Origin of the sequence: Pontibacter kalidii (assembly GCF_026278245.1) — a bacterium.
Classification (GTDB): Bacteria; Bacteroidota; Bacteroidia; order Cytophagales; family Hymenobacteraceae; genus Pontibacter; species Pontibacter kalidii.
Genome location: NZ_CP111079.1, coordinates 3,989,580 through 4,011,724, shown reverse-complemented (window position 1 = coordinate 4,011,724; position 22,145 = coordinate 3,989,580). Strand labels below are relative to the sequence as shown.

At 54.1% G+C, this 22,145-nt stretch carries 22 protein-coding genes; 18 read left to right on the top strand and 4 right to left on the bottom strand.

All coding sequences use genetic code 11. The features are described from left to right. The first annotated feature begins 2 nt into the window (after positions 1–2). The 3 genes from pafA to OH144_RS16780 all read left to right on the top strand — a co-directional run bounded on the left by pafA (position 3) and on the right by OH144_RS16780 (position 3,411). Complete coding sequence (gene pafA / locus OH144_RS16790) at positions 3–1,718, top strand: alkaline phosphatase PafA (RefSeq protein WP_266203428.1); 1,716 nt, start codon at positions 3–5, stop codon at positions 1,716–1,718. 59 nt (positions 1,719–1,777) lie between these two features. Beyond that, positions 1,778–2,353: an inorganic diphosphatase gene (locus OH144_RS16785; RefSeq protein WP_266203427.1), complete on the top strand. Its 576-nt coding sequence runs from the start codon at positions 1,778–1,780 to the stop codon at positions 2,351–2,353. 155 nt (positions 2,354–2,508) lie between these two features. After that, on the top strand, positions 2,509–3,411 hold the full coding sequence (locus OH144_RS16780; RefSeq protein ID WP_266203426.1) for a UbiA family prenyltransferase: 903 nt from the start codon (positions 2,509–2,511) through the stop codon (positions 3,409–3,411). Here OH144_RS16780 and OH144_RS16775 read toward each other — a convergent pair. Then, a complete protein-coding gene (locus tag OH144_RS16775) occupies positions 3,392–4,909 on the bottom strand; it encodes an NAD(P)H-hydrate dehydratase (protein WP_266203425.1) in 1,518 nt (505 codons plus the stop codon). The two genes, OH144_RS16780 and OH144_RS16775, sit on opposite strands and share 20 nt — an antisense overlap. A 196-nt stretch (positions 4,910–5,105) precedes the next feature. Here OH144_RS16775 and OH144_RS16770 point away from each other — a divergent pair, with 196 nt between their 5' ends. The 3 genes from OH144_RS16770 (at position 5,106) to OH144_RS16760 (ending at position 9,935) form a co-directional block, all read left to right on the top strand. Continuing rightward, positions 5,106–6,002 carry a phosphatase PAP2 family protein gene (locus tag OH144_RS16770; RefSeq protein ID WP_266203424.1) on the top strand — a complete coding sequence of 299 codons (897 nt, stop codon included), beginning with the start codon at positions 5,106–5,108 and terminating at the stop codon, positions 6,000–6,002. Between the two features lie 64 nt (positions 6,003–6,066). Next, a complete protein-coding gene (locus OH144_RS16765; RefSeq protein ID WP_266203423.1) occupies positions 6,067–8,487 on the top strand; it encodes a DUF5686 and carboxypeptidase-like regulatory domain-containing protein in 2,421 nt (806 codons plus the stop codon). Between the two features lie 191 nt (positions 8,488–8,678). Further along, a complete protein-coding gene (locus OH144_RS16760; RefSeq protein ID WP_266203422.1) occupies positions 8,679–9,935 on the top strand; it encodes a pyridoxal phosphate-dependent aminotransferase in 1,257 nt (418 codons plus the stop codon). A 308-nt stretch (positions 9,936–10,243) separates the two neighbouring features. Here the strand turns inward: OH144_RS16760 and OH144_RS16755 are convergent, their stop codons facing one another. Continuing rightward, positions 10,244–10,702 carry an Lrp/AsnC ligand binding domain-containing protein gene (locus OH144_RS16755; RefSeq protein ID WP_266203421.1) on the bottom strand — a complete coding sequence of 153 codons (459 nt, stop codon included), beginning with the start codon at positions 10,700–10,702 and terminating at the stop codon, positions 10,244–10,246. A gap of 164 nt (positions 10,703–10,866) precedes the next feature. On the opposite strand from OH144_RS16755, the gene OH144_RS16750 reads away from it, so the two are divergent. Beyond that, positions 10,867–11,823, top strand: a complete 957-nt coding sequence (locus tag OH144_RS16750) for an asparagine synthetase A (RefSeq protein ID WP_266203420.1) — start codon at positions 10,867–10,869, stop codon at positions 11,821–11,823. A gap of 465 nt (positions 11,824–12,288) precedes the next feature. Here OH144_RS16750 and rocD read toward each other — a convergent pair whose 3' ends face one another. Beyond that, entirely contained in the window at positions 12,289–13,530 is a 1,242-nt protein-coding gene (gene rocD / locus OH144_RS16745; RefSeq protein WP_266203419.1) for an ornithine--oxo-acid transaminase, read from the bottom strand. A gap of 235 nt (positions 13,531–13,765) precedes the next feature. Here rocD and OH144_RS16740 point away from each other — a divergent pair, with 235 nt between their 5' ends. From OH144_RS16740 to OH144_RS16700, 9 genes are all read left to right on the top strand, one after another. Beyond that, positions 13,766–13,933, top strand: a complete 168-nt coding sequence (locus OH144_RS16740; protein ID WP_266203418.1) for a DUF5522 domain-containing protein — start codon at positions 13,766–13,768, stop codon at positions 13,931–13,933. Positions 13,934–14,066: 133 nt separating this feature from the next. After that, positions 14,067–14,306, top strand: coding sequence for a 50S ribosomal protein L28 (rpmB, locus tag OH144_RS16735; RefSeq protein ID WP_073851608.1), 240 nt, complete (start codon positions 14,067–14,069; stop codon positions 14,304–14,306). Positions 14,307–14,615: 309 nt separating this feature from the next. Next, the gene (rpmG, locus tag OH144_RS16730; protein WP_073851609.1) at positions 14,616–14,804 is read left to right on the top strand and encodes a 50S ribosomal protein L33; all 189 of its coding nucleotides are present in this window, start codon (positions 14,616–14,618) and stop codon (positions 14,802–14,804) included. A 2-nt stretch (positions 14,805–14,806) separates the two neighbouring features. After that, entirely contained in the window at positions 14,807–14,962 is a 156-nt protein-coding gene (locus OH144_RS16725) for a DUF4295 domain-containing protein (protein WP_140620040.1), read from the top strand. Between the two features lie 113 nt (positions 14,963–15,075). Continuing rightward, entirely contained in the window at positions 15,076–16,035 is a 960-nt protein-coding gene (gene ftsY / locus OH144_RS16720) for a signal recognition particle-docking protein FtsY (RefSeq protein WP_266203417.1), read from the top strand. Between the two features lie 9 nt (positions 16,036–16,044). Next, on the top strand, positions 16,045–16,551 hold the full coding sequence (locus tag OH144_RS16715; RefSeq protein ID WP_266203416.1) for a carboxypeptidase-like regulatory domain-containing protein: 507 nt from the start codon (positions 16,045–16,047) through the stop codon (positions 16,549–16,551). A gap of 184 nt (positions 16,552–16,735) precedes the next feature. Continuing rightward, positions 16,736–17,116: a hypothetical protein gene (locus OH144_RS16710; RefSeq protein WP_266203415.1), complete on the top strand. Its 381-nt coding sequence runs from the start codon at positions 16,736–16,738 to the stop codon at positions 17,114–17,116. A gap of 227 nt (positions 17,117–17,343) precedes the next feature. Further along, on the top strand, positions 17,344–18,657 hold the full coding sequence (rimO, locus tag OH144_RS16705; protein ID WP_266203414.1) for a 30S ribosomal protein S12 methylthiotransferase RimO: 1,314 nt from the start codon (positions 17,344–17,346) through the stop codon (positions 18,655–18,657). A 143-nt stretch (positions 18,658–18,800) separates the two neighbouring features. Continuing rightward, the gene (locus OH144_RS16700; RefSeq protein WP_266203413.1) at positions 18,801–19,169 is read left to right on the top strand and encodes an endonuclease domain-containing protein; all 369 of its coding nucleotides are present in this window, start codon (positions 18,801–18,803) and stop codon (positions 19,167–19,169) included. A 40-nt stretch (positions 19,170–19,209) separates the two neighbouring features. Here the strand turns inward: OH144_RS16700 and OH144_RS16695 are convergent, their stop codons facing one another. Next, positions 19,210–19,590 (bottom strand): PH domain-containing protein, encoded by a 381-nt coding sequence (locus OH144_RS16695; protein WP_266203412.1) that lies wholly within the window; start codon positions 19,588–19,590, stop codon positions 19,210–19,212. A gap of 264 nt (positions 19,591–19,854) precedes the next feature. Here OH144_RS16695 and bshC point away from each other — a divergent pair, with 264 nt between their 5' ends. Then, positions 19,855–21,432, top strand: coding sequence for a bacillithiol biosynthesis cysteine-adding enzyme BshC (gene bshC / locus OH144_RS16690; protein WP_266203411.1), 1,578 nt, complete (start codon positions 19,855–19,857; stop codon positions 21,430–21,432). Beyond that, a complete protein-coding gene (locus OH144_RS16685; RefSeq protein ID WP_266203410.1) occupies positions 21,432–22,010 on the top strand; it encodes a 5-formyltetrahydrofolate cyclo-ligase in 579 nt (192 codons plus the stop codon). The genes bshC and OH144_RS16685 overlap by 1 nt, the downstream gene beginning before the upstream one ends. The last annotated feature ends 135 nt before the right edge of the window (positions 22,011–22,145 follow it).

Genomic DNA, 22,145 nt, shown 5'->3' with positions numbered 1-22,145 from the left:
GAATGAGATACAACCGGTTATTGACGTCACTGGGATGGGCAAAAGCTACGGTAGCCGCTGTGCTGCTGCTAAGCGCCTGCGCCGGGACTACACCCAACGCACCTGTCGCATCCAACGGGAGCGAGCACCTGAATACAGAAGAGAGCCCGATGCTGCAGCGGCCAAAGCTGGTAGTAGGCATTGTGGTCGACCAGATGCGCTACGACTACCTGTACCGTTACTGGAGCAAGTATGGCAACGATGGCTTTAAGAAGATTCTGTCGCAGGGCTTTAACTTCAAGAACACACAGTACAGCTACGTGCCGACCTATACCGGCCCCGGACATGCCTCTATCTACACAGGAAGCGTGCCGGCCCTGAACGGCATCATCGGCAACAGCTGGTACGACCGGAATCAGAAGAAAGATATTTACTGCGTAGAAGACAATACCGTGCAAACCGTAGGCAGCAGCTCCAATGCAGGGTTGATGTCGCCGGCTAACCTCAAGACCACGACCATAACCGACGAGCTTCGCTTAGCCACAAACAAGCAGGCCAAAGTGGTGGGGGTGGCCCTGAAGGACAGGGGCTCCATACTTCCGGCCGGGCATTTGGCCAATGGCGCTTATTGGTTCGACTCGCAGAGCGGCAACTGGATCACGAGCACGTATTACCAGGAGCAGCTGCCACAGTGGGTGCAGGAGTTTAACAACCGCAAACTGGCGGATCAGTACCTGAGCCAGCCCTGGGAAACACTGTTGCCGCTAGCGGAGTATACCGAGAGCACCGCCGATGACATGCCATGGGAAAGGCCGCTGAAGGGCGAGGAGAAGCCGGTGTTCCCGCACAATGTGCCTGCCATCAGAGGGAAGGATTTTGACCTGATCCGTTCTGTACCTGCCGGTAACACCATTACCAAGGACTTTGCCCTGGCAGCCCTGAAAGGGGAGGAACTTGGGAAAGATGACGTAACCGATTTTTTGACGGTAAGTTTCTCCACGCCGGATTATGTAGGGCACGCTTTCGGACCGAACTCCATAGAGGCACAAGATGTATTCCTGCGCCTGGACCGTGAGATGGCGGAGCTGATCAGCACCATAGAAAAGGAGGTAGGAAAAGGTGAGGTACTTTTCTTCCTGACAGCCGACCACGGTGCCGCGCACGTGCCAGCCTTCCTGCAGGAGATGAAGGTACCGGCAGGAGTAGGCTCCTCTGCTATCGTACGCGATTCGGTGGACGCATACCTGGATAAAACCTATGGCAAAGCCGATTGGATAGAACGCTACATGAACCAGCAGATCTACCTGAACAGAGCCGTCATTGAAAGCAAAAAGCTGGACATAGCTGAGGTGCAGCAGCGAGTGGCAAATTACGTGCTGCGTATTAATGGCGTGATGCGCGCTGTGCCAGCCACGACCCTGCAGAGCAGTAACTGGGGCACCGGCATGATGGCCCGCGTGGAGAACGGCTACAACGCGAAGCGCTCCGGCGACGTGGTACTGCTGTTGGAGCCAGGCTGGTTCGAGGGGTACGGGAAAGAGCCGAAGGGCACCACGCACGGCTCCCAGGCCAACTACGACACCCACGTGCCGTTGCTGTGGTACGGCTGGCAGGTAAAGGCAGGCGAGAGCGACGCACAGGCAGAGGTGGCTGACATCGCGGCCACACTGGCAGCCTGGCTATACATTCAGGAGCCAAACGGAAGCGTGGGCAAACCTTTACAAGTATACATGAAATAAAACCACAGCGCCTGAAGAAGAGCATAGGATTGACGGCGCCCTTAAAACTAATGTTGAATATGGAGAACACAGAGGACAAGAACAACCCCTGGCATAGTGTGAGCTACGGCGAAGCATCGCCGGAAGTGGTAACGGCTATCATTGAGATACCGAAGGGATCGAAGGCAAAATATGAATTGGACAAGGATAGCGGGATGCTGAAGCTGGACCGTGTGCTTTTCTCTTCGGTGAACTACCCGGCCAACTATGGCTTTATCCCACAAACTTACTGCGACGACAAAGACCCGCTTGATATACTGGTGATCTGCTCGATTGATGTACAGCCCATGTGCCTGATCGATGCAAAGGTGATTGGTGTGATGCAGATGATCGACAACAACGAGGAAGACGACAAAATCATTGCCGTAGCCTACAACGACATGTCGGTGCGCCACATCAATGATATCTCGGAGCTGCCGCCGCACACGTTGCTGGAGATGCGCCGCTTCTTTGAAGACTACAAGAAGCTGGAGAACAAGGAAGTGGTCGTGGAGCAGTTCCTCGGGCGTGAGCACGCTTACAGGATCATCCAGGAGAGCATAGAGCTTTACAACACGACCTTTGGCGAGCCCACTAAAAAGGAGCAAACGCTTTAACCCTATTACTTTTCCTGTTAAAGCCTGGCATGGGGTAACCCGGGCCGGGCTTTTGTTTTTTCAGGTAGTATCAGCACAAAGTAGAAAGCGCCCCCGTACAGCCGCAGTTAAATGCGTTTGATTGGCGGAAGATTTGTTGCGTACTTGCAAAGTAGATGAGCGCGAACAGAGACATCGGCATAAGAGAGGCGGAGCGCCACCCGTACAGGCTGCTGGAGGGGCTGCTGTACAGCAGCGTCTTTATCGCTTTCTGCGGCTTTGCGCTGACCGTAGAAACCTACCTGCTGGCGGAACTGCCGGTGTCATGGGCCATGGCGGTATTCGTATTTCTGGCCACCCTCTTTACCTACAACATGAGCAGCGTGCAGAGCATCCTACGGCGGCCGAATCAACCTGAAAAGAGGTATGATCCTATCTGGAGCCAGCGGCATAAAAAAGAGCTGGCGGTGCTGGGGCTGCTAAGCATAGCCGTGGCGGTGGGGGTGTACTTTTGGTTTAATCTCCGGATAAACCTGTGGTTTGTGTTGCACCTGGCGGTGATCTCGGTGGGGTACACGGTGCCGGTGCTCTACAAGCGGAGGCGCGTAAGGCCCCTGCGCAGCGTGCCGCTGCTGAAGGTGTTTCTGATCGCCTATGTGTGGGCGGTGGTAACGGCCTTGTTCCCGCTGCTGGATGCCGGCCTGGAAGTATGGCAACCGGAAGCCCTGTGGCTGTTTCTGCGCCGCTTCCTGTTCATCCTTGCCCTCGCCCTCCTGTTCGATATCCGCGATTATGCCTATGACCGCGACATGAACACGCTGACGTTTCCGGGCTGGATAGGCGTGCGCAACACCAAACGGCTCTCACTGGGGCTGCTGTTGTTGTACATGCTGGTGGTGCTGGCAAGTGGCGAGAGCGGCCTCATACTTGGGGCATTGCTGGCAAGTGCCGTGGGGGCGGCAATTATCGTGTGGCGGTCAGCGGAAAACCGGCCACGGGTATACTTTGCCATATTGGCTGATGGAGCTATGCTGCTGCACGCGGGGCTGGTGCTGCTGGCTATGGCAGTGGCCGGGTGAGGTGCAGGAAAGCCTTGGGCAGGTGGTCGATCACATCAGAGGCTGTCATGGCAATGTCTCCTACGGTTTGCAGCGCCAGGTCGGCGGCAAGCCCATGTATAAATACCCCCAGCCGGCAGGCCTCTTCTAAAGTATATTGCTGCCCCACCAATGCCGTAATGATGCCCGTCAGCACATCGCCGGTGCCGCCGGTAGCCAGGCCGGGGTTGCCGGTGGTGTTCATGTATACCTTGCCCTCCGGCGTGCCTACAGCGGTGTGGCTGCCCTTTAGCACCACGTAGCAGCCATACTCCAGGCAGAACTCCCGCAGGTGCTGCAGGCGGTCGTAATCGTTTTTTACCTTGCCCACCAACCGCTCAAACTCCTTGGGGTGCGGTGTAAAAATGAGTTTTTTCTTGTACAGCTGCCCTTTCAGCTTCTCACTCGCAGCTATAAGGTTGATGGCATCCGCATCTAGTATGATGGGGTGCGGGGCGGTAGCCAGCAGCTGGCCTATGGCTGTTTTGGTGACACGCTCTGTACCGATGCCCGGGCCGATGCCGATTACGTTATACTTGTCCATGTCCTGCGGCAGTTCCGAAAGGTGCTTCCGGTTCTTGTCGGTCAGCGTCATGGCTTCGGGCACGGCAGTTTGCAGGATGGGATAGCCGGCCTGCGGCACCTGCACCGTCAATAGGCCGATGCCGCTGCGCAGGCAGGCGCGGGCCGCCAGTACGGCGGCCCCCATTTTGCCGTATCCGCCGCAAAGCAGCAGTGCGTGGCCGTAGGTGCCCTTGTGCGAGAACTTTTTACGGGGTCTCAGCAGTTGCTGCACATCTTCCTGCCTGGTGCAGTATACATCAGATTTTGCTGCTGCGATAAATTTTTGACTCAGCCCGATCGGCACCACATGCCACTCGCCCACGTAGGGCTCGTGCTGTGGTAGCAGAAACGCTAATTTAGGCAGCTCAAAGCTGATAGTATACTTTGACCGGATGATGGCCCCTTCGTCGGGCGTCTGGCTGTCGGAGAAGAGGCCGGAGGGGATATCGATAGAGGAGATGGTAGCGCCGCTGCTGTTGAGCTTCTCGATCACCTTGCCATACAAACCCATGGCCGGGCGGTTTAGACCGGTGCCGAAGAGGGCATCGATCACCAGTACATGGCTATCCAGGGCAGGTATAGCATCTTCCTGTTCCACGTGGATAGGCTGCAGCTCCTGCGGCAGGCGCTGCAGGTTTACGTTAAAATCATCGGAAGCCTTGGAGGTATCACCCACCAGGTAAGGCTGCACCTTATACTTGCGTTCGTGCAGCAGCCGCGCCACTGCCAGCCCGTCGCCGCCGTTATTGCCGGGGCCGCAGAAAAGGTGCACCTCCGCGCCCGGTTGAAACTTATTCTCGAACCACCCGGTAAATGCTTTTGCTGCCCGTTCCATCAAATCGGTGGAGGAGATGCCTTCTTCACGGATGGTATAAGCGTCTGCTTCGCGTGTTTGGGCGGAGGTCAGGATTTTCATGTGGAACAGTTGTGTTAGGTACGCCTACTTATACTTTGTGGCCATGCTTCGGTTGCGGGTGTTGCGAGAGGTTTTACCGGTTCCACTTTTTATCGGACTCACTAAAGCCTGCCCATAAAAAAGCAGCGGCTGTGGCACAAAATAGGTTAAAAAGCAGTTTATTAGCTACTGCTCAACTTAAACCAAAGAATAGAAATTGAATCTGAAGAATAGACTAACCATTTTTTTGTTGGGGCTGGTCATGCTGGCAAACCCTGTGCTGGCGCAGCAGCCAAGTATAAGCAAGGATAGTAGCACTGTGCTGACGGACACGGGTATCTCAATTGCTGCAGATACCGCCCAACCACCAGGCCTTGAATTGCGCAACAAGGCCATCATTACGACAGAGGGTGACACGATTTATCCGGGCCAGAAAGAGCCTTTCACGGAGGCACAACTACGGGAGGGTGAGAACAAGCGCTTCCTGAAGCGTGCCGTGCTGCCATCCACCGTCCTGATCGGCCTAGGCATTTACACCATACAGGACCGGGGCTTGTTCAGCAGCTTTGATGCCCGCGATGCGCGCAACCGGCATACCCCCGACTTCGCCACCAAGGTGGATGATTATGTTTTCTTCGTGCCGCTGGCTTACTTGTACGGCTTCAACGCCTTCTCCTCCCAGAACCGGCACGAGGTGGGCCGGCAGACAAAACTGCTGATCGCCTCCGGCGCCCTGACCTCCGCCCTGGTGTGGCCTACCAAAAAGCTAACGGATATTGATCGCCCGAATGGGGATCCAACCGCCTTCCCGTCGGGCCACACGGCCTATGCCTTTACCATCGCCACGGTGGTGGATAAGGAGTTTCGGCACAAGAGTCCTTGGGTAAGTGTGGGCAGCTATGCCATAGCCACTGGCACGGGTGTAATGCGCATGCTCAACAACGAGCACTGGATGGCCGATGTGCTGGCCGGGGCCGGCGTAGGCATCCTTTCGGTAAACACGGTATACTGGCTGCACGATAAATTTGCCAAGGATAAAGGCCTGAACACGATGGTGGTGCCCACGGTGCTGCCAAACGGAAGCCCGGGTGTGGGGCTGAGTGTAACCTTTTAAGTCCTACTATATGAAGAGCGGAAGGCGCTGCAGGAGTGGCGCCTTTTCTTTTTAACTTTACCCGATGCCATACGTCCGCCACCTCCTGCTTTTATACTTGTGCTTGCTCTGCGGCACTGCCTTAGCGCAGGTACGGCAAGTGCAGGGGGTGGTGCGCGATGCGGCCACCGGCGAGCGGCTGCCCTTTGTAAGTATAACAGCCAACGAGGGGGAGACCGGCACCACCACCAACCTGGAGGGGGAGTACTTGCTGCGCCACCGGCAGCCTCTCCGGAGCCTGCGCTTCAGCTATGTGGGGTATCTGCCCAGTATCATCTATCCGGACTCGGTGGAAAGTATAAATGTGCAGCTGCAGCCCACAGCGGCGCGGCTGCAGGAGGTGGTGGTGCTGGGCACCGGCGAGAACCCGGCCCATCGCATCATTAGATTAGCTGCGGAAAATCGGGAGCAGCACCGCCTGCAGCACCTCGATAACTATACCTACCGCACCTACAATAAATTCATACTTACCGCCGCCGACGTGGGGGAGCAGGAGCTGCGCGATACCCTGCAGCTCACTAAACGCGACTCGGCCTACCTGAAGATGCGCAGCCTGCTGGGGCAGCAGCACCTGTTCCTGCTTGAGAGTGTGACCGACTACGCCTTTCTGCAGCCTAACCTCACCAGAGAAACCATCCTGGCCACGCGCGTGTCGGGGCTGCAGCAGCCGAGCTTTGGCGTAGTGGCCGCCGAGGCACGGGAGTTCTCGGTGTACGACGACCTGCCCGTGTTCTTTGGCAAGCGCTACCTGAGCCCTTTGAGCCCGGGCAGCACCCGCAAGTATAACTTTGTGCTGCAGGAGACGGTGGTGCAAGGCCAGGACAGCATCTTTATCATCTCTTTTGAGCCGGAGCAGGGCAAGAATTTCGAGGGGCTGGAGGGGTTGCTCTACATCAACAGCAGCGGCTGGGCGGTGCAAAATGTGCTGGCTGGCTCGGCAGGCGACGACGAAAAGCGCAACATCCGGCTGCAGCAGCGCTACGAACGGGTGGGGCCGCAAAAGCGGTGGTTCCCCACCGAACTAGACGTGGAGCTGACCATCCCGCAACTCAGCCTGAACGGGCACCAGCCTTATGCCCGCCTGCGCACCTACATCACCAACATCAACCTAAACCCAAACCTGCAGCCCACCGACTTTGGGGTGGTGGCCCTGAAGCAGCAACCAGACGCCCACCGCCAGCCCGACAGTTTTTTTCAGGCCTACCGCCCCGACTCGCTCACACAGTTGGAACAGCGCACCTACGAGCGCCTCGACAGCGTGGGCCGTGCCCGGAAACTGGACCGCACCATCCGGACCATGGAGTACCTGATGAGCAAACAGATCCCCATAGGGGCGATAAGTTTGGACCTGAGGCGCCTGTTGCGCGTGGGTGCTCTTGAGGGCATGCGGTTAGGCATGGGCGCCTATACCAACGACCGTTTCTCGGAGAGATGGAAGGTAGGTGGCTACGGGGGCTATGCCTTAAAGGACCGCAAGGCCAAATATGGCGCCGATGCCGCGGTTATACTTTACCGGCCGCTGGAGCTGCAGTTAAAAGCTACCTACTTTAAGGATATCCTGGAAACCGGCGGCCGCAGACTGGCTTTTGAAGAAGGCTACGGGTTACTGGGGAACCTGCGCCGGGCGCTCCTGACGGACATGGATTACACCACCCACCAAAGTATAGCCCTGCAGGGCCGCGTGCTGCGCTACCTGCAGGCCAACGCCCAACTGCGGCAGGAGGAGCGGCAGCCGACCTTGCTGCAGCAGGAAGGGCAGCCGCTATCCACCTTTAACCTTGCGGAGGCGGTGCTGAGCCTGCGCTACGCCCCGGGCGAGAAGTACATGCAGCAGTTCAACCGCCTGGTGCCGATGACGGGGGAGGAACAGCCGGTGCTGTGGCTGCAGTACACCCGCGGCCTGGATGGCTTTCTGGAGGGCGATTACGGCTACCACAAGTATGACCTGCGGCTGAAGACTTTGCTGCGCCACCGCACCTTCGGCGAGAGCAGGGTTATACTTGCGGGGGGATGGGTAGAGGGCAATGCACCCCTGGTAACGCGCTACAACGGCTACGGCAGCAACAACCGCGACTACAAGCTGTACACCAGCGAAGGCTTTGAGACCATGTACCCCTACGAGTTCTTCACCGACCGGTATGCTGCCCTGTTCTTCTCCCAGAACTTCGGCAAGCGCCTGCTCAACACCCGCTTCTTCGCCCCCGACCTGGTGGCGGTCACCAACATTGGCTTCGGAAGTATGGAGGAACCGCTGCAGGAGCTGCCGGAAGTGGCTTTCAGAAGTATGCGCAAAGGTTTTTTTGAGTCCGGGCTGATGCTCAACAATATCATCAGTTCCCCGTTCAGCGGTGTGGGAGTAGGGGCTTTTTACCGTTACGGCCCATACGCTCTTCAAAACTCCCGCGAAAACCTCCGTATAAAGCTTACCGTGAGCCTGTTGTTTTAAGGATGCCCAAGGGGTGGAAGTACAAGGTATGGGGTAAACCAGCTATTGTCAATTATATAATAATATAGCTGTGATGATGCGATTATGCTTGCGGATCAGAGGATTAATAAACAATTTTCAAAGTATAACGCAAGCTAAACTAGAAATCAATAACTTAGCAGGACCTTCTTTTTACTCAGAAATACGATACCATGACAGTTTCTAAAATGGCGCAGAACCTGATCGGCTCCGAGATTATTCGGGTGGCCGGCGAGGTGAACGCAATGATTGCAAAGGGCGAGCCTATCTGCAACCTCACCATCGGCGACTTTAACCCTGGCATATACCCCATCCCGGAGGAATTGCGCAAGGGCATCACCAAAGCCTACGAGCAGGGGCACACTAACTATCCACCTGCCAATGGCGTGGCGGTGTTGCGCAAGGCGGTGGTGGCTTTCACGCAGGAGTGCCTGGGCCTTACCTACCCGGAGAACGACATCCTGGTGGCAGGCGGCTCACGCCCCCTTATCTATGCCACCTACCTGGCGCTGGTAGACCCGGGCGACAAGGTGGTATACCCCACCCCGTCCTGGAACAACAACCACTACTGCCACCTATCCGGCGCTACGCCGGTGGAGGTAAAGACGCGGCCGGAGAATAACTTTATGCCAACCGCTGCCGACGTAAAGCCGCACCTGAAAGGCGCCACCATGCTGGCCCTGTGCTCGCCGCTGAACCCGACAGGCACGATGTTCTCCAAAAAAGACCTGGAGGAGATCTGCGACCTGGTGCTGGAGGAGAACCGCACCCGCAGTGAAGGTGAGAAGCCGTTGTACATGCTCTACGACCAGATCTACTGGATGCTAACTTTTGGCAGCGCCGAGCACTACGACCCGGTGAGCCTGCGCCCGGAGATGCGCGACTATACGATCTACATCGACGGTACCTCCAAATGTTTTGCCGCCACAGGCGTACGCGTGGGCTACGCCTTCGGTCCGACGGTGGTGATGGATAAGATGAAATCCATACTTGGCCACGTGGGTGCCTGGGCGCCTAAGGCGGAACAGATGGCTATGGCCGAGTTCCTGCAGAACCGGCAAGCGGTGGATACCTTTATGAATGAGTTTAAGCCGAAGGTGCAGGAGAGCCTGAACGTGCTCTATAACGGTTTCCGGGAGCTGAAGTCGGAAGGCTTTGCCGTGGATGCTATTGAGCCAATGGGTGCGATTTATCTTTCTGCCAAGATCGACCTTGCCGGCAAAACCACGCCGGAGGGCAAGGTGTTGGAGACAAGCCAGGATGTGACGTTCTACGTGCTGCAAGAGGCGAAGCTGGCCGTGGTGCCGTTCTCGGCCTTTGGCTCCGGCAAAGACGTTAACTGGTTCAGACTATCGGTAGGTGGTGCCTCTCTGGAGGATATCAAAGCATCGCTGGGCAGGCTGCGTGAGGCGCTGCAGAAACTGCAGTAGTATGACCCTCTCCCCAGAGGGGGAGGGCTACAATTTATACACATGCTGTACCTGCCGTAAGATGGCATCTTGTGGCTTTTGATGAGGCAAGCTTTCAGCTTGCAAAGGTATAAGGGAGCCCTCTGACGGCAAACGTAAGCTGAAAGCTTACCATCATGGCAAACCACGAGTTGAAAACTCGCGGTAGGGGCCCGCATCATAAACCAATAAAATAATCCCCCTTTAAAGGGTTAGGGGACAATCATTTCCCAAAAACATACTTTATACTTTGTAGAGACGCTCTAACCGGCGTCTCTATCTTTTACCCGTTACTCGATCTTGATCTGCCGGTTTATACTTTCCTCCAGCGAGATCAGCGTCTCGGTGCGCTGCACCCCCTCTATAGACTGCAGTTTCTCGTTCAGCACCTCGCGCAGGTGCTTGGTGTCGCGGCACACGATCTTGGCAAACATGCTGTAGGCACCGGTGGTGTAGTGTAGTTCCACAATCTCAGGGATGTTCTGCATCTTCTCCACCGTCTCCTTATACTCCGAGCCCTTCTCCAGGAACACCCCGATAAACGCGCAGATATCAAAGCCAACCGCTGAAGGGTTTACCAGCAGTTGGGCCCCCTTCACCACGCCCATTTCCGTCAGTTTCTTCATCCGCACGTGTATCGTACCGCCCGAAACATTCAGTTCTTTGGCAATATCAGTGTAAGCGCGGGTCACATCCTGCATCAGCAGGCGCAGAATCTGCTTATCCAGGTTATCAATTTCGTAATTCATAGGCTCCTGTACGTGCTGCTGTTAACATAATCACAAAGATAAGACTATATCTTTGAAAATATATCAACCTTCGAAAATTTTTTTTAACAAATTCGCATATTAAAGCAACTGTAATTATCTTTGTGATGTAAAAATCTTTAATTCTTTAACAAAATTTCAAAAAAATGACAGAAGAAGTTACACTTACGCAATCGGCGGTGCTCGATGACACCGTGAGCCACCTGAGCCGGGCATCGCTGCCCAAGATCCTGAAAGTGCAGCAGGGCATTGTGCGCGCCGCCCACGATTTTATGTACCGCAAGGGCCTGACGCAACTCATGCCGCTCATGCTCTCCCCCATCACCGACCCGCTGAACCATGGTGTGGTAGATGCCTCCATTAGCTACGCCGAGCAGCGCTGGAGCCTTACCAAGTCCATGATCTTCCACAAGCAACTGGCCCTGATGAACCCCGGGCTCGACAGCCTCTACATCGTGTCGCCGAACGTGCGCCTGGAGTTCTCTGACCGCGCTGAGACCGGCCGCCACCTGTTCGAGTTTACGCAGATCGACTTTGAGTTTAAGGGCAAAGACCGCTTTTTTGTGATGGAGTTTATGGAGGAGCTGGTAAACTTCGTGTTCCGCCGCCTGAACGAGGAGTTACCGGACATCATACTTGAGCTACGTGGCGAGCTGCTGCCGCAGTATGAGAAGTGGGAAGTATGCCGCACCGAGAAGCTGGAAGCCGCCCTGGGGTCAGACTATGAGCATCTTAAGTCGAAGGAGGCCACGGAGCCGTTCTGGCTGCTGAACCACAAGCGCGAGTTTTACGACAAGGAGGATCCGAAGAAGCCGGGCACCTACCTGAACTACGATGTGATCTGGCCAGAGGGCTTTGGCGAAGGGTTATCGGGAGCAGAGCGCGAGTATGAGTATCACCAGATCAAAAAGCGCATGGCAGAGGTTGGCACCAACCAGGAGGCTTTTGCGCATTACCTGGAGGTGGCTAAGGAAGGCGGCATACCAAGAACTGCCGGTGGTGGCTTCGGTGTGGAGCGCATGACCCGCTTTATCTGCCGCCTGAAAGATGTGAATGAGGTAACCGTGTTCTCGCGCAAGCCTTTTACCAAAGCCATTTTCTAACACGCGCTAATGTATGCTTAAATGAATAGGATATGGATGACAATAGCGATAATGCGGACAATCCTGCGAATTATAGGATAGTCGACTGGTTTAAGATGATGTAAGAAGGCCTGCTGCTATGATGCTGCAGGCCTTTTTCTTGAGCCAGCACGGCGGTTAAAAGGGATTAGGTAGCTTTGTGCCTGCAGCCTCCTCTAAAGTATGAATGTATACTTTGCCCGAGTTCAGCACCTGCATCGCCAGGCACTTAGTTCATTCTCTAAGTAGGAATTAATACTAGTATTAAGTGGCTCGTGCGCATCTAAAAAACATTAACCCACCCCTACCCCTCCAAGGAGGGGAATTGGCTTTACTTGACAAAGCATCTAATGTGCTTAAATGAATTCATATTGGTATAACATACATCAGAAACAAAAAAGGCAGAAGCCGTAGCCCCTGCCTTTCATACTTGCCGGCGTTTACACGTTAGAAGTTCAGGATCACGTCCTCAATGATGTCGCTGCACTCCTGCAGTTGCTCCTCCGTCATCACCAGCGGTGGTGCGAAGCGGATGATGTCGCCGTGGGTTGGCTTGGCCAGCAGGCCTTTTTCCTTCAGCTCCACGCACACATCCCAGGCGGTGCGGCCATCCGGTGTCGGGTTGATGATGATGGCGTTCAAAAGGCCTCTGCCGCGCACCAGTGTTACCAGCTCCGGCCGCTTCTCGATCAGGCGCTGCATGCGCTCCCGGAACAGCTCTCCCAGTCTATAAGCGTTCTCCGTCAGGTTTTCATCTTTGATTACCTCCAGCGCGGCAATGGCCACCATGGCAGCCAGCGGGTTGCCGCCGAAGGTAGAGCCGTGCTCGCCCGGCTGTATGCACAGCATGATCTCGTCGTTGGCCAGTACGCAGGAAACCGGCAGCACGCCTCCGGAGAGCGCCTTGCCAAGTATAAGTATGTCGGCCTTCACCTCGTCGTAGTAGCTGGCCAGCAGCTTGCCGGTGCGCCCGATGCCGGTCTGTATCTCATCGGTCATCAACAGCACATCGTACTCCCTGCACAGCGCGTGGGCCTTGGACAGGTAGCCCTCGTCAGGCACCACTACGCCCGCCTCGCCCTGGATCGGCTCCACCAGGAAACCGCACACGTTCGGGTTCTCCTTCAGGGCACGCTCCAGCGCCTCCACATCGTTGTAAGGAATCACCTTATAGCCCGGCATGTAGGGGCCGAAGCCCTTGGTGGAGTCCGGGTCGGTGGAAAAGGAGATGATGCCCGTGGTGCGACCATGGAAGTTATGCTCCACCACAATAATCTCGGCGTTATGCGGCGCGATGCCCTTTTTGGTATAGCCCCACTTGCGGGCCAGTTTAATGGCCGTCTCCACGGCCTCGGCACCGGAGTTCATGTACAGGGCCTTATCGTAGCCAAACAGCTCGCAGATGTACTTCTCGGCCAGGCCAAGCTTATCGTTGTAAAAGGCGCGGGAGGTGAGCGTGAGCTGCTGTGCCTGCTCAGTGAGGGCGCCCACGATCTTCGGGTGGCAGTGGCCCTGGTTCACGGCACTGTAGGCCGAGAGGAAGTCGTAGTAATGCTTTCCTTCCACATCCCAGAGGTGCACCCCTTCGCCGCGGCTTAGCACCACGGGCAGTGGATGGTAGTTGTGGGCACCGTACTTGTGTTCGGTATCAATTGCCTGCTGGCTGGAGGTGATGGTTTGAGTGTTCATAGTTTTCAATTATCAGCTTCTTTGGAGGACGGCAGCGTGGCTGCTTACCATTATTACAGAATATGGGCTTTATTGTTGTCAAAATTACACATTTCAGGCCCACTTCAAAATCTACGGCAGGCGCCTGCCCCAGGTGGCAGATGAAGGCTTTCATGGCCGGGCAGCGGGCAATTAGGAGCAGGCCTTGGCCCGGAATGTATAAATGACGTACTTTGCGTAACAGATAAGTATAACGGTGGCGCAGAAGTTAACAGAGGGCGAGGACTTTTACTTCAACCAGCAGGGGCTGATGGTGCTGACGGCAAAATACCTGCTCAAGCGCGGGTACTGCTGCAAAAACGCCTGCAAACACTGCCCCTACGGCTTTCATGAGAAGGTGGCGGCAGCGCAGAAGAAAGTATAAAACATGTTACCGGGGCAGGTGCCGCGAAGCAGATTCTACACGGCAAAAGTAAAATTTTAGCTATAGGTTTGATATTGTGTATCTTTTTATAGATATTTGCACCCCTATTGAATAAACCAGAAAAGAATACAAGATGGCACGAGTTTGCGACTTAACAGGTAAAAGACCACAGGTAGGTAATAACGTTTCGCACGCTAACAACAAGACGAAGCGTAAGTTTTATCCAAACCTCCAGAAGAAGCGCTTCTACATCCCGGAAGAGGATGCTTGGGTAACGCTGAAAGTTTCTACTTCTGCACTGAGAACCATCAACAAGAATGGTATCACTGCGGTATTGAAGAAGGCTGTAGAGCAAGGTTACATCCTGTACTAGTAGTGCTGTATTTCCGGCCGCGCCGTCGGCGGTAGCTTCAAAGCGCCGCGGCAACAGGCACATCCGGAGAAAGCCATCTGGTACTTTAAGATAAAACATCGGCAACGGAGAGAAGCTGTAGATGCTTTCCTCCGTTGCTCTTTTTTTGACCTTTGCCGTTTCCGCTGTGGCAGCAGGAGCGGCACGCTACGGCAAGTGTAAATTGTGTGAAGCGCCGAAGGGTGGTTCTGCAAGAAAATTTATACATTGTTTGTAATTAGAGATTTAAGCTTTTATATTTGCAGTCCTAAATAAAAAATTACTGTCGAGATGGCTAAAAAAGCAAAAGGTAATAGAATCCAGGTTATTATGGAGTGCACAGAGCATAAGGCTACTGGCATGCCTGGAACTTCAAGGTACATCACTACCAAAAACAGAAAGAATACTCCCGAGCGCCTTGAGCTGAAGAAGTATAACCCTGTGTTGAAAAAAGTAACTGTACATAAAGAAATTAAATAACCATGGCTAAGAAGGTAGTTGCAACCCTAAAGACCGCTACAGGTAAAGACTGGGCAAAAGTGATCAAAGCTGTGAAGTCTCCAAAAACTGGTGCTTACAGCTTTAAAGAGGAGATGGTGCCTGTTGACAAAGTACAGGAGTTCCTATCCAAAAAGTAATACAGCCTACTCTACATCGATAGATAGATAACATGAAGAAGTCCCTTTACCGGGACTTTTTTAGTATATTACCGTATCAGTGAGATAGCATTCACCCTACATCAAGAACCGGCATGGGAATTTTTGACTTTTTCAGCAAAGAGAAGAAAAAAGAATCGCTGGATAAAGGCCTCGAGAAAACCAAGAGCAACTTTTTCGGTCAGCTAAGCAAAGCCGTTATGGGCAAATCCACCGTGGACGTGGAGGTGCTCGACGAACTGGAGGAAATCCTGGTGCACGCCGATGTGGGGGTAGAGACCACGGTGAAGATCATCGACCGCATTGAGAAGCGCGTGGCCCGCGACAAGTACGTGAGCACCGACGAGCTGGACAACATCCTGCGCGAGGAGATAGCCGCGATGCTGGAGGAGAACCGGGCCGGCGACGGCGCCAACTTCGACCTGCCCAAAGACATCAAGCCATACGTAATTATGGTGGTGGGCGTGAACGGCGTAGGCAAGACCACCACCATTGGCAAGTTGGCATCCCAATTCCATAAAGCCGGCAAGAAAGTCGTGCTGGGTGCTGCCGATACGTTCCGTGCCGCGGCGGTGGATCAATTGATCATCTGGGGCGAGCGCGTGGGTGTACCGGTTATCTCACATGGCATGAACACCGACCCCGCCTCTGTGGCATACGATGCCGTGAAGAAGGGCGTGGAACTGAATGCCGATGTGGTGATCATCGACACCGCCGGACGACTGCACAACAAGGTGGGGCTGATGAACGAGCTTTCCAAGATCAAGCGCGTGATGCAGAAGATAACACCGGACACGCCGCATGAGGTGCTGCTGGTGCTGGATGGCAGTACGGGTCAGAACGCCCTGCTGCAGGCCCGCGAATTTACCAAGGCCACCGATGTGACGGCGCTGGCCATCACCAAACTGGATGGCACGGCCAAAGGCGGTGTGGTGATCGGTATTTCCGATGAATTTAAGATTCCGGTGAAGTATATCGGTGTAGGCGAGAAAATTGAGGACCTGCAACTGTTCGACAAGCACGAATTTGTGGACTCCTTCTTTTCACGTAAATAAAGTATAGCCATGGCAAAGTTCCTGCTGCTGGCGCTGTTCCTCTCGCAGTGCAACGGTGCCAACCAATCCCATCAAAACACACAAGAACCGATGGAGAACCAGGAACAGGCAAAAGACGCACAGGAGCAACAAGCTCCCATAGCACAGGGCATAAGTGGCCAGGTGCTGTGGGTGTCGGGTAACCAGATGCCCTCCCCGGACGCGCCTCCCAGCAAAGGCCGGGGTGTGGAGCGCACACTTTATATCTACGAACTCACCAACGCCAGCCAAGCCCAAACCACAGACGGTGTTTTTCACACCAACATCCAAACTAATCTAGTGACTCAGGTTGATACAGATGCTAACGGCAACTTTGCGGTCAGCCTGAAGCCCGGTACCTACAGCCTTTTCTCGAAGGAGGAAAAAGGCTTGTTTGCCAGCCTTTACGATGGGGAGATGAACATCAACCCAGTGGAGGTGCAAGAGGGGCAGGTAACCAGCGTAGAGTTTCTGATAAACTACCAGGCAAGTTATTAGGCCGGTAGTATAACATCGCCTGCGTCATATAACTGCCAGAAGGGGAGCGCTGCTACAAGTATAAAACAAGTGCCAGAAAGAGCTTCAGGAAAACGGTGCAAAGCGATCGGGTTTAGATAAATTTTAATTAAGTTAGGACTCATTTTAGAATTTCGACTGAATGAGTGTTACCAGGTATGACTTAATGGAATTAGCCTACGATGAAGCGAAAGGTATCCTGCATGTATCCTGGTCGGATGACCTTAGCGTAGAGTCGGCCCGGTTCCTGCAAACAGTAGTCTACTTATTCACTACCATTCAGGAGCAAAAAGTATCACATCTGATCATCGACTCCGGTTTGCCTGCCGGTGGTGTGTTAACCGAAGAAGTGATCCAGTGCTTTATCCATCACATCCCCCACACGACCCTCCGAAAAATCGCCCTTCTGGATTCCCCGGACTATCTCTGGGACTACAACTTGTTACAGGTGATCTCACTGCTCGTTGCTAATTATAAACTGCCGATTGAGGTAAAGCTGGTGAGTAGCCATGCAGCCGGCCTCAGGTGGTTTGCTGAGACCGAGTAGGTCAGCATCAAAGCAAGCTAACATTTTGGCAGCTTCCTCTCTTTAAGACTCATTTCCCTTTTGATCTTTGTGTTAAGACTAAGGGTTTGATTGTCAATTTCTTGTGTGATTTTCCTTTATTAGCTAAACATGTTGTACCTTTGCGGGCTGATATCCGGAACGAACCAATCTGCCTTGGCAGAGGTTTTTATCAATTGTAGCGTATCTCATTAATTAATAATACATCAGTGAAAGTAAGATCACTTAAGAAAGATAAAGTAAACGTAGTTACCTTGGGTTGCTCTAAAAACCTGGTGGACTCGGAAGTGTTGATGGGGCAGCTGCGCGCCAACGAGTTTGAGGTGGCGCACGAGTCTGATAAGGATGATTCCAACATCATCATCGTGAACACCTGTGGCTTTATCGACAACGCCAAGCAGGAGTCTATCGATACCATTCTGCGTTACGCCGAGGCCAAGGAGGCAGGGCAGATCGACAAGCTGTACGTGACAGGCTGCTTGTCGCAGCGCTACAAGGACTCGCTGGAGCAGGAGATCCCACAGGTGGATGCCTACTTCGGTACGCTGGAATTGCCGCGCCTGCTTAAAACACTGGAGGCCGACTACAAGCACGAACTCATTGGAGAGCGCCTGTTGACGACTCCTTCGCACTTTGCTTACTTTAAAATTGCCGAGGGTTGTAACCGGCCTTGCTCGTTTTGCGCCATCCCACTCATGCGCGGCAAGCACGTGGACCGTCCGATTGAGGATCTGGTGCGCGAGGCAAAGCGCCTGGCAAGTATGGGCACGAAGGAACTGGTGCTGATTGCCCAGGACCTGACCTATTACGGCCTGCAGCACTATGGTGAGCGTAAACTGGCCGACCTGCTGCGTAACCTGTCGGATGTAGACGGCATTGAGTGGATCAGGATGCAGTATGCTTACCCGTCGCAGTTTCCGATGGACGTGTTCGACGTGATGAACGAGCGCGAGAACATCTGCAAGTACCTCGACATGCCGCTGCAGCATATTTCCGATAACATGCTGAAGTCGATGCGCCGTGGTATAAGCAAGCGCCGCACTATTGAGCTGGTAGACCAGATCCGTCAGCGCGTGCCGGACATCGCTTTAAGAACGACCCTTATAGCCGGCCACCCGGGCGAGACCGATCAGGACTTTCAGGAGCTGTATGACTGGGTAGAGGAGACCAGGTTCGATAGGCTGGGCATCTTTACCTACTCGCATGAAGACAACACTCACTCTTATACGCTGGAGGACAGCGTGCCGGAGGAAGTAAAGCAGGAGCGCGCCGATGCGATTATGGAGCTGCAGCAGGGCATTTCAGTCGAACTGAACGAGGAAAAGATCGGCAAGACCTACAAAGTGCTCTTCGACCGCAAGGAGAGCGGTTATTTTGTGGGCCGCACCCAATACGACTCTCCGGAGGTAGACAACGAGGTACTCGTACCAGCCGACAGCACCTATGTACGTTTAGGTGACTTTGCGAACGTGAAGATCACGGATGCCTCGGATTTTGACTTGTATGGGGAAGTGGTGAGTTAGGACCTCCCCCTGCCCCCTCCTAAAAACAGGAGGGGGTGTAAAGATATTTTTCGACAAAGACCTTTCTCTGTCTATTAGAGAAAGGCCTTTGCTTTTTGGAACATTAATAATAGGAGTAAATGTTAGCCGACAAAGTATAAAAAATGCGGAAAGATCAGCTACACAATATTCCTAACCTGAGGCAGGAGCGATCCATACTGAGAAATAGCTTAACTCCTGCGGAAGAGGAACTGTGGCGTTTGCTTCGGAAGCATAAATTAGGTGGTCGTAAGTTCAGGAGGCAGCACAGCATTGGGAGCTACATCGTGGATTTCTACTGCGCCTCTGAAAAAATGATCATAGAAATAGATGGCTCTGTGCATGATACGCCCGAAGCCATCGCAAATGACCAAGTACGCGACGAAAAGCTACAGCATCTGGGCTACAAAGTTATCCGCATCAGAAACAGTGAGATTTTTGAGCAGCCGGAAAAGGTGCTACAAAAGATAACTGCATTATTTAAAAATGGCTAAAACACCCCCTCCTGTTTTTAGGAGGGGGCAGGGGGAGGTCCTACTTCAGCACATACCTGCTCAGCACCCGGTAGGCCTCGTTAATATTGTCGCCTTTCCTGAAATCCTGCTTAATAGTCGGTTCCACCTCCCCCGTAAGCCAGATCTTCAGTTCCGCGTCCAGGTCGCCGATGCCGGCGCTTTCTTTGGAGAACATCTTGATGCTACCGTAGGGTATACTTTGGTAGTCGGTTTTAGAGCCCGTAAGGCCCTGCTTGTTCACAAGTATCAGCCGCTTGTTGGTAAACACCAGCATGTCCCGGATCAGTTTGTAGGCGCGCTCGATCCGCTCGTCGTCGATCAGGATCGGCTGAAATTCCTTCGCCAGTTTTTCGATTGACACCTCGGAGGCGTGTCCCATCATGCCGCTCAGTAATCCCATAGGTATAGAAGTATAAGTTACAAGTATGATACTTCCTGCTTTACGTGCAAGGGCCGCATCCGTAAGTATAAAGTATAAAATAATGCAGGCCGCAGGCAGTAGAACTGTGAGTGCGGTATAACCCCCTCCGGCGCAAATTCCCCGAACCCTGGCACAGAAAAGAAAATAAACGCGTACTTTGTGCAGCGGCGGCAAAGTATGAATTAGCTGCAACACATTTCGCACTAAACTGTTAAAAGGGCTAAACCTACGGCTATAAAGCAGATGGAAGTACAAACCATGAAGATCACCAAAATAGACTACGCCGCCACCGGCGCCTTCTCCAAGACGATAAGCGACTACCTTTGTTGTAGCGAGCAGCTGCAACCGTTCTATAACCACTTCCCGACCTTAGCGTCCTTCGCGGCCCAGCTGCAGGAGAAAAACTTTGACCAGGAGCAACGCCAGACCTTGCATCAGGCACTGCAGGAGCAATATACTTCCATCCCCGACATCAGCCCAAAAGTACAGCAGCACATCGATCTGCTGTTGCAGCCCAACACCTACACCGTTACCACTGGCCACCAGCTCAACATCTTTACCGGCCCGCTATACTTCGTTTACAAGATCATCACCGCCATAAACACCTGTAAGCAACTGCAGGAGAAGTACCCGGACTACAACTTCGTGCCGGTATACTGGATGGCCACCGAAGACCACGATTTCGCCGAGATCAACCACTTTAACCTATTTGGGAAAACGTATACCTGGGAGACAGACCAGGCCGGTGCCGTGGGCAGGTTCTCCACCGAAAGCATGGCTCAGCTGCTGGAGGAGCTTCCGGAAGTGTACCCTGTGTTTGAGGAGGCTTACCGCAACAGCAAAACCCTGGCAGATGCCACGCGTGCCATTACGCATGCCCTGTTTGGAGAGTATGGCCTGGTAAGTATAGACGGTGACCACGCAACACTGAAGAAGGCACTTACGCCGGTAGTAGAGCAGGAGCTGACCGGGCAGCTATCGAACCAACTGGTGGAGGAGGCGAGCGCGCAGCTGGAGGAGCTAGGTTACAAGCCGCAAGTATACTCGCGCGAGATAAACCTTTTTTACCTGACCGATGACCTGCGCGAGCGCATTGTGGAGGAGGACGGCAAGTATAAGGTCCTTAACACAGATCTCACCTTTACGCGGGAGCAGATACGGCAGGAGGCGCAGGAGCATCCGGAGCGCTTCAGCCCGAACGTGATCCTTCGCCCGCTGTACGAGGAGCTTATACTTCCGAACCTGGCCTACATTGGCGGCGCCGCCGAGGTGGCCTACTGGTTTCAGCTAAAAAAGCTGTTTGCTAAGTATAAAGTGGCCTTTCCGCTGCTGATGCTGCGCAACTCGGCCCTGTACATCAGCCGCAGCAACGCCAGCCGTATGCACAAACTGGGCCTGCAGCCGCAAGACCTGTTCCAGGACTTCCAGGAGCTGAAAAAGCAGCTATCCGGCCAGCTGCACGAGGAGGAGATTAGCCTGGCGGCGCAGCGCGAGGCGGTGGCCGCTGCCTATGCCGAGGTGGAGAAGCTGGCCGAGAGCATAGACCCGACCTTGGTGAAGGCCGTGGGAGCCGAGGCGCAGAAAGCGGCCAACTCGCTGCAGATGCTGGAGAAGAAGCTCTCCAAAGCCCGCGACAGCAAGCACGAGCAGACCTTTAAGCAGCTGGAGAACCTGAAGGAGAAGCTCTTCCCGGGAGGTAGCCTGCAGGAGCGTAAAGATAACCTGCTTACCTTCCAGACCAACAACCCGGACTTTATACCGGCGCTGGTGGAGGCCTTTGATCCGCTGGAGTTCAAGTTTACCATCCTGGAGGAGGCGTGATGCTGAAGGCAGATCTACGAAAACACATGCTGCGGCAGCGGCGCACTTTGCCGCAGGAGGAGGTGCAGCAACGCAGCCAGCGCATCGCCGAGGTGTTTTTCAGGCACTTCCCGTTGCGGGCTGGCCAGACGGTGCACGTGTTTCTGCCTATCCTCAAAAACAACGAAGTAAACACCTGGGCCATTATCGAGCGGCTGCGGCAGGAGCACCCCGAGGTGCGCGTGGCGGTGCCGGTAACCGATGCCGGGCAGAACGTACTCACCCACCACCACCTCACCGACGAGGCTGTGCTGATAGAGAATGCCTGGGGCATCCCCGAGCCGCAGGACGCGCACATCATCCATGCCCGCGAGGTGGATGTGGTGCTGGTGCCGCTGCTGGCCTTCGATAGGGCAGGCCACCGCGTAGGCTACGGCAAAGGCTTTTACGACCGCTTCCTGGCCGACTGCCGCCCCGATGTGCTCAAGGTTGGCCTCTCGCTGGAGCCACCCGTGGAAAGCATCGCCGATCCTAACCCGTTTGACGTGCCGCTGGATGCCGTGGTGATGCCACAGGGGGTATGGCGCGCGGCAGTATAACAACAGACGAATTTTTTAATTAATTTGTGGAAACAAATGTATTGTCTCAGGTGCTTAATTATTAATTAGCTATATTGTACTTTTGTATTTAGCCTTAACAGGCATATAGCAAAGCACTGTACCTGCCAAACCTGT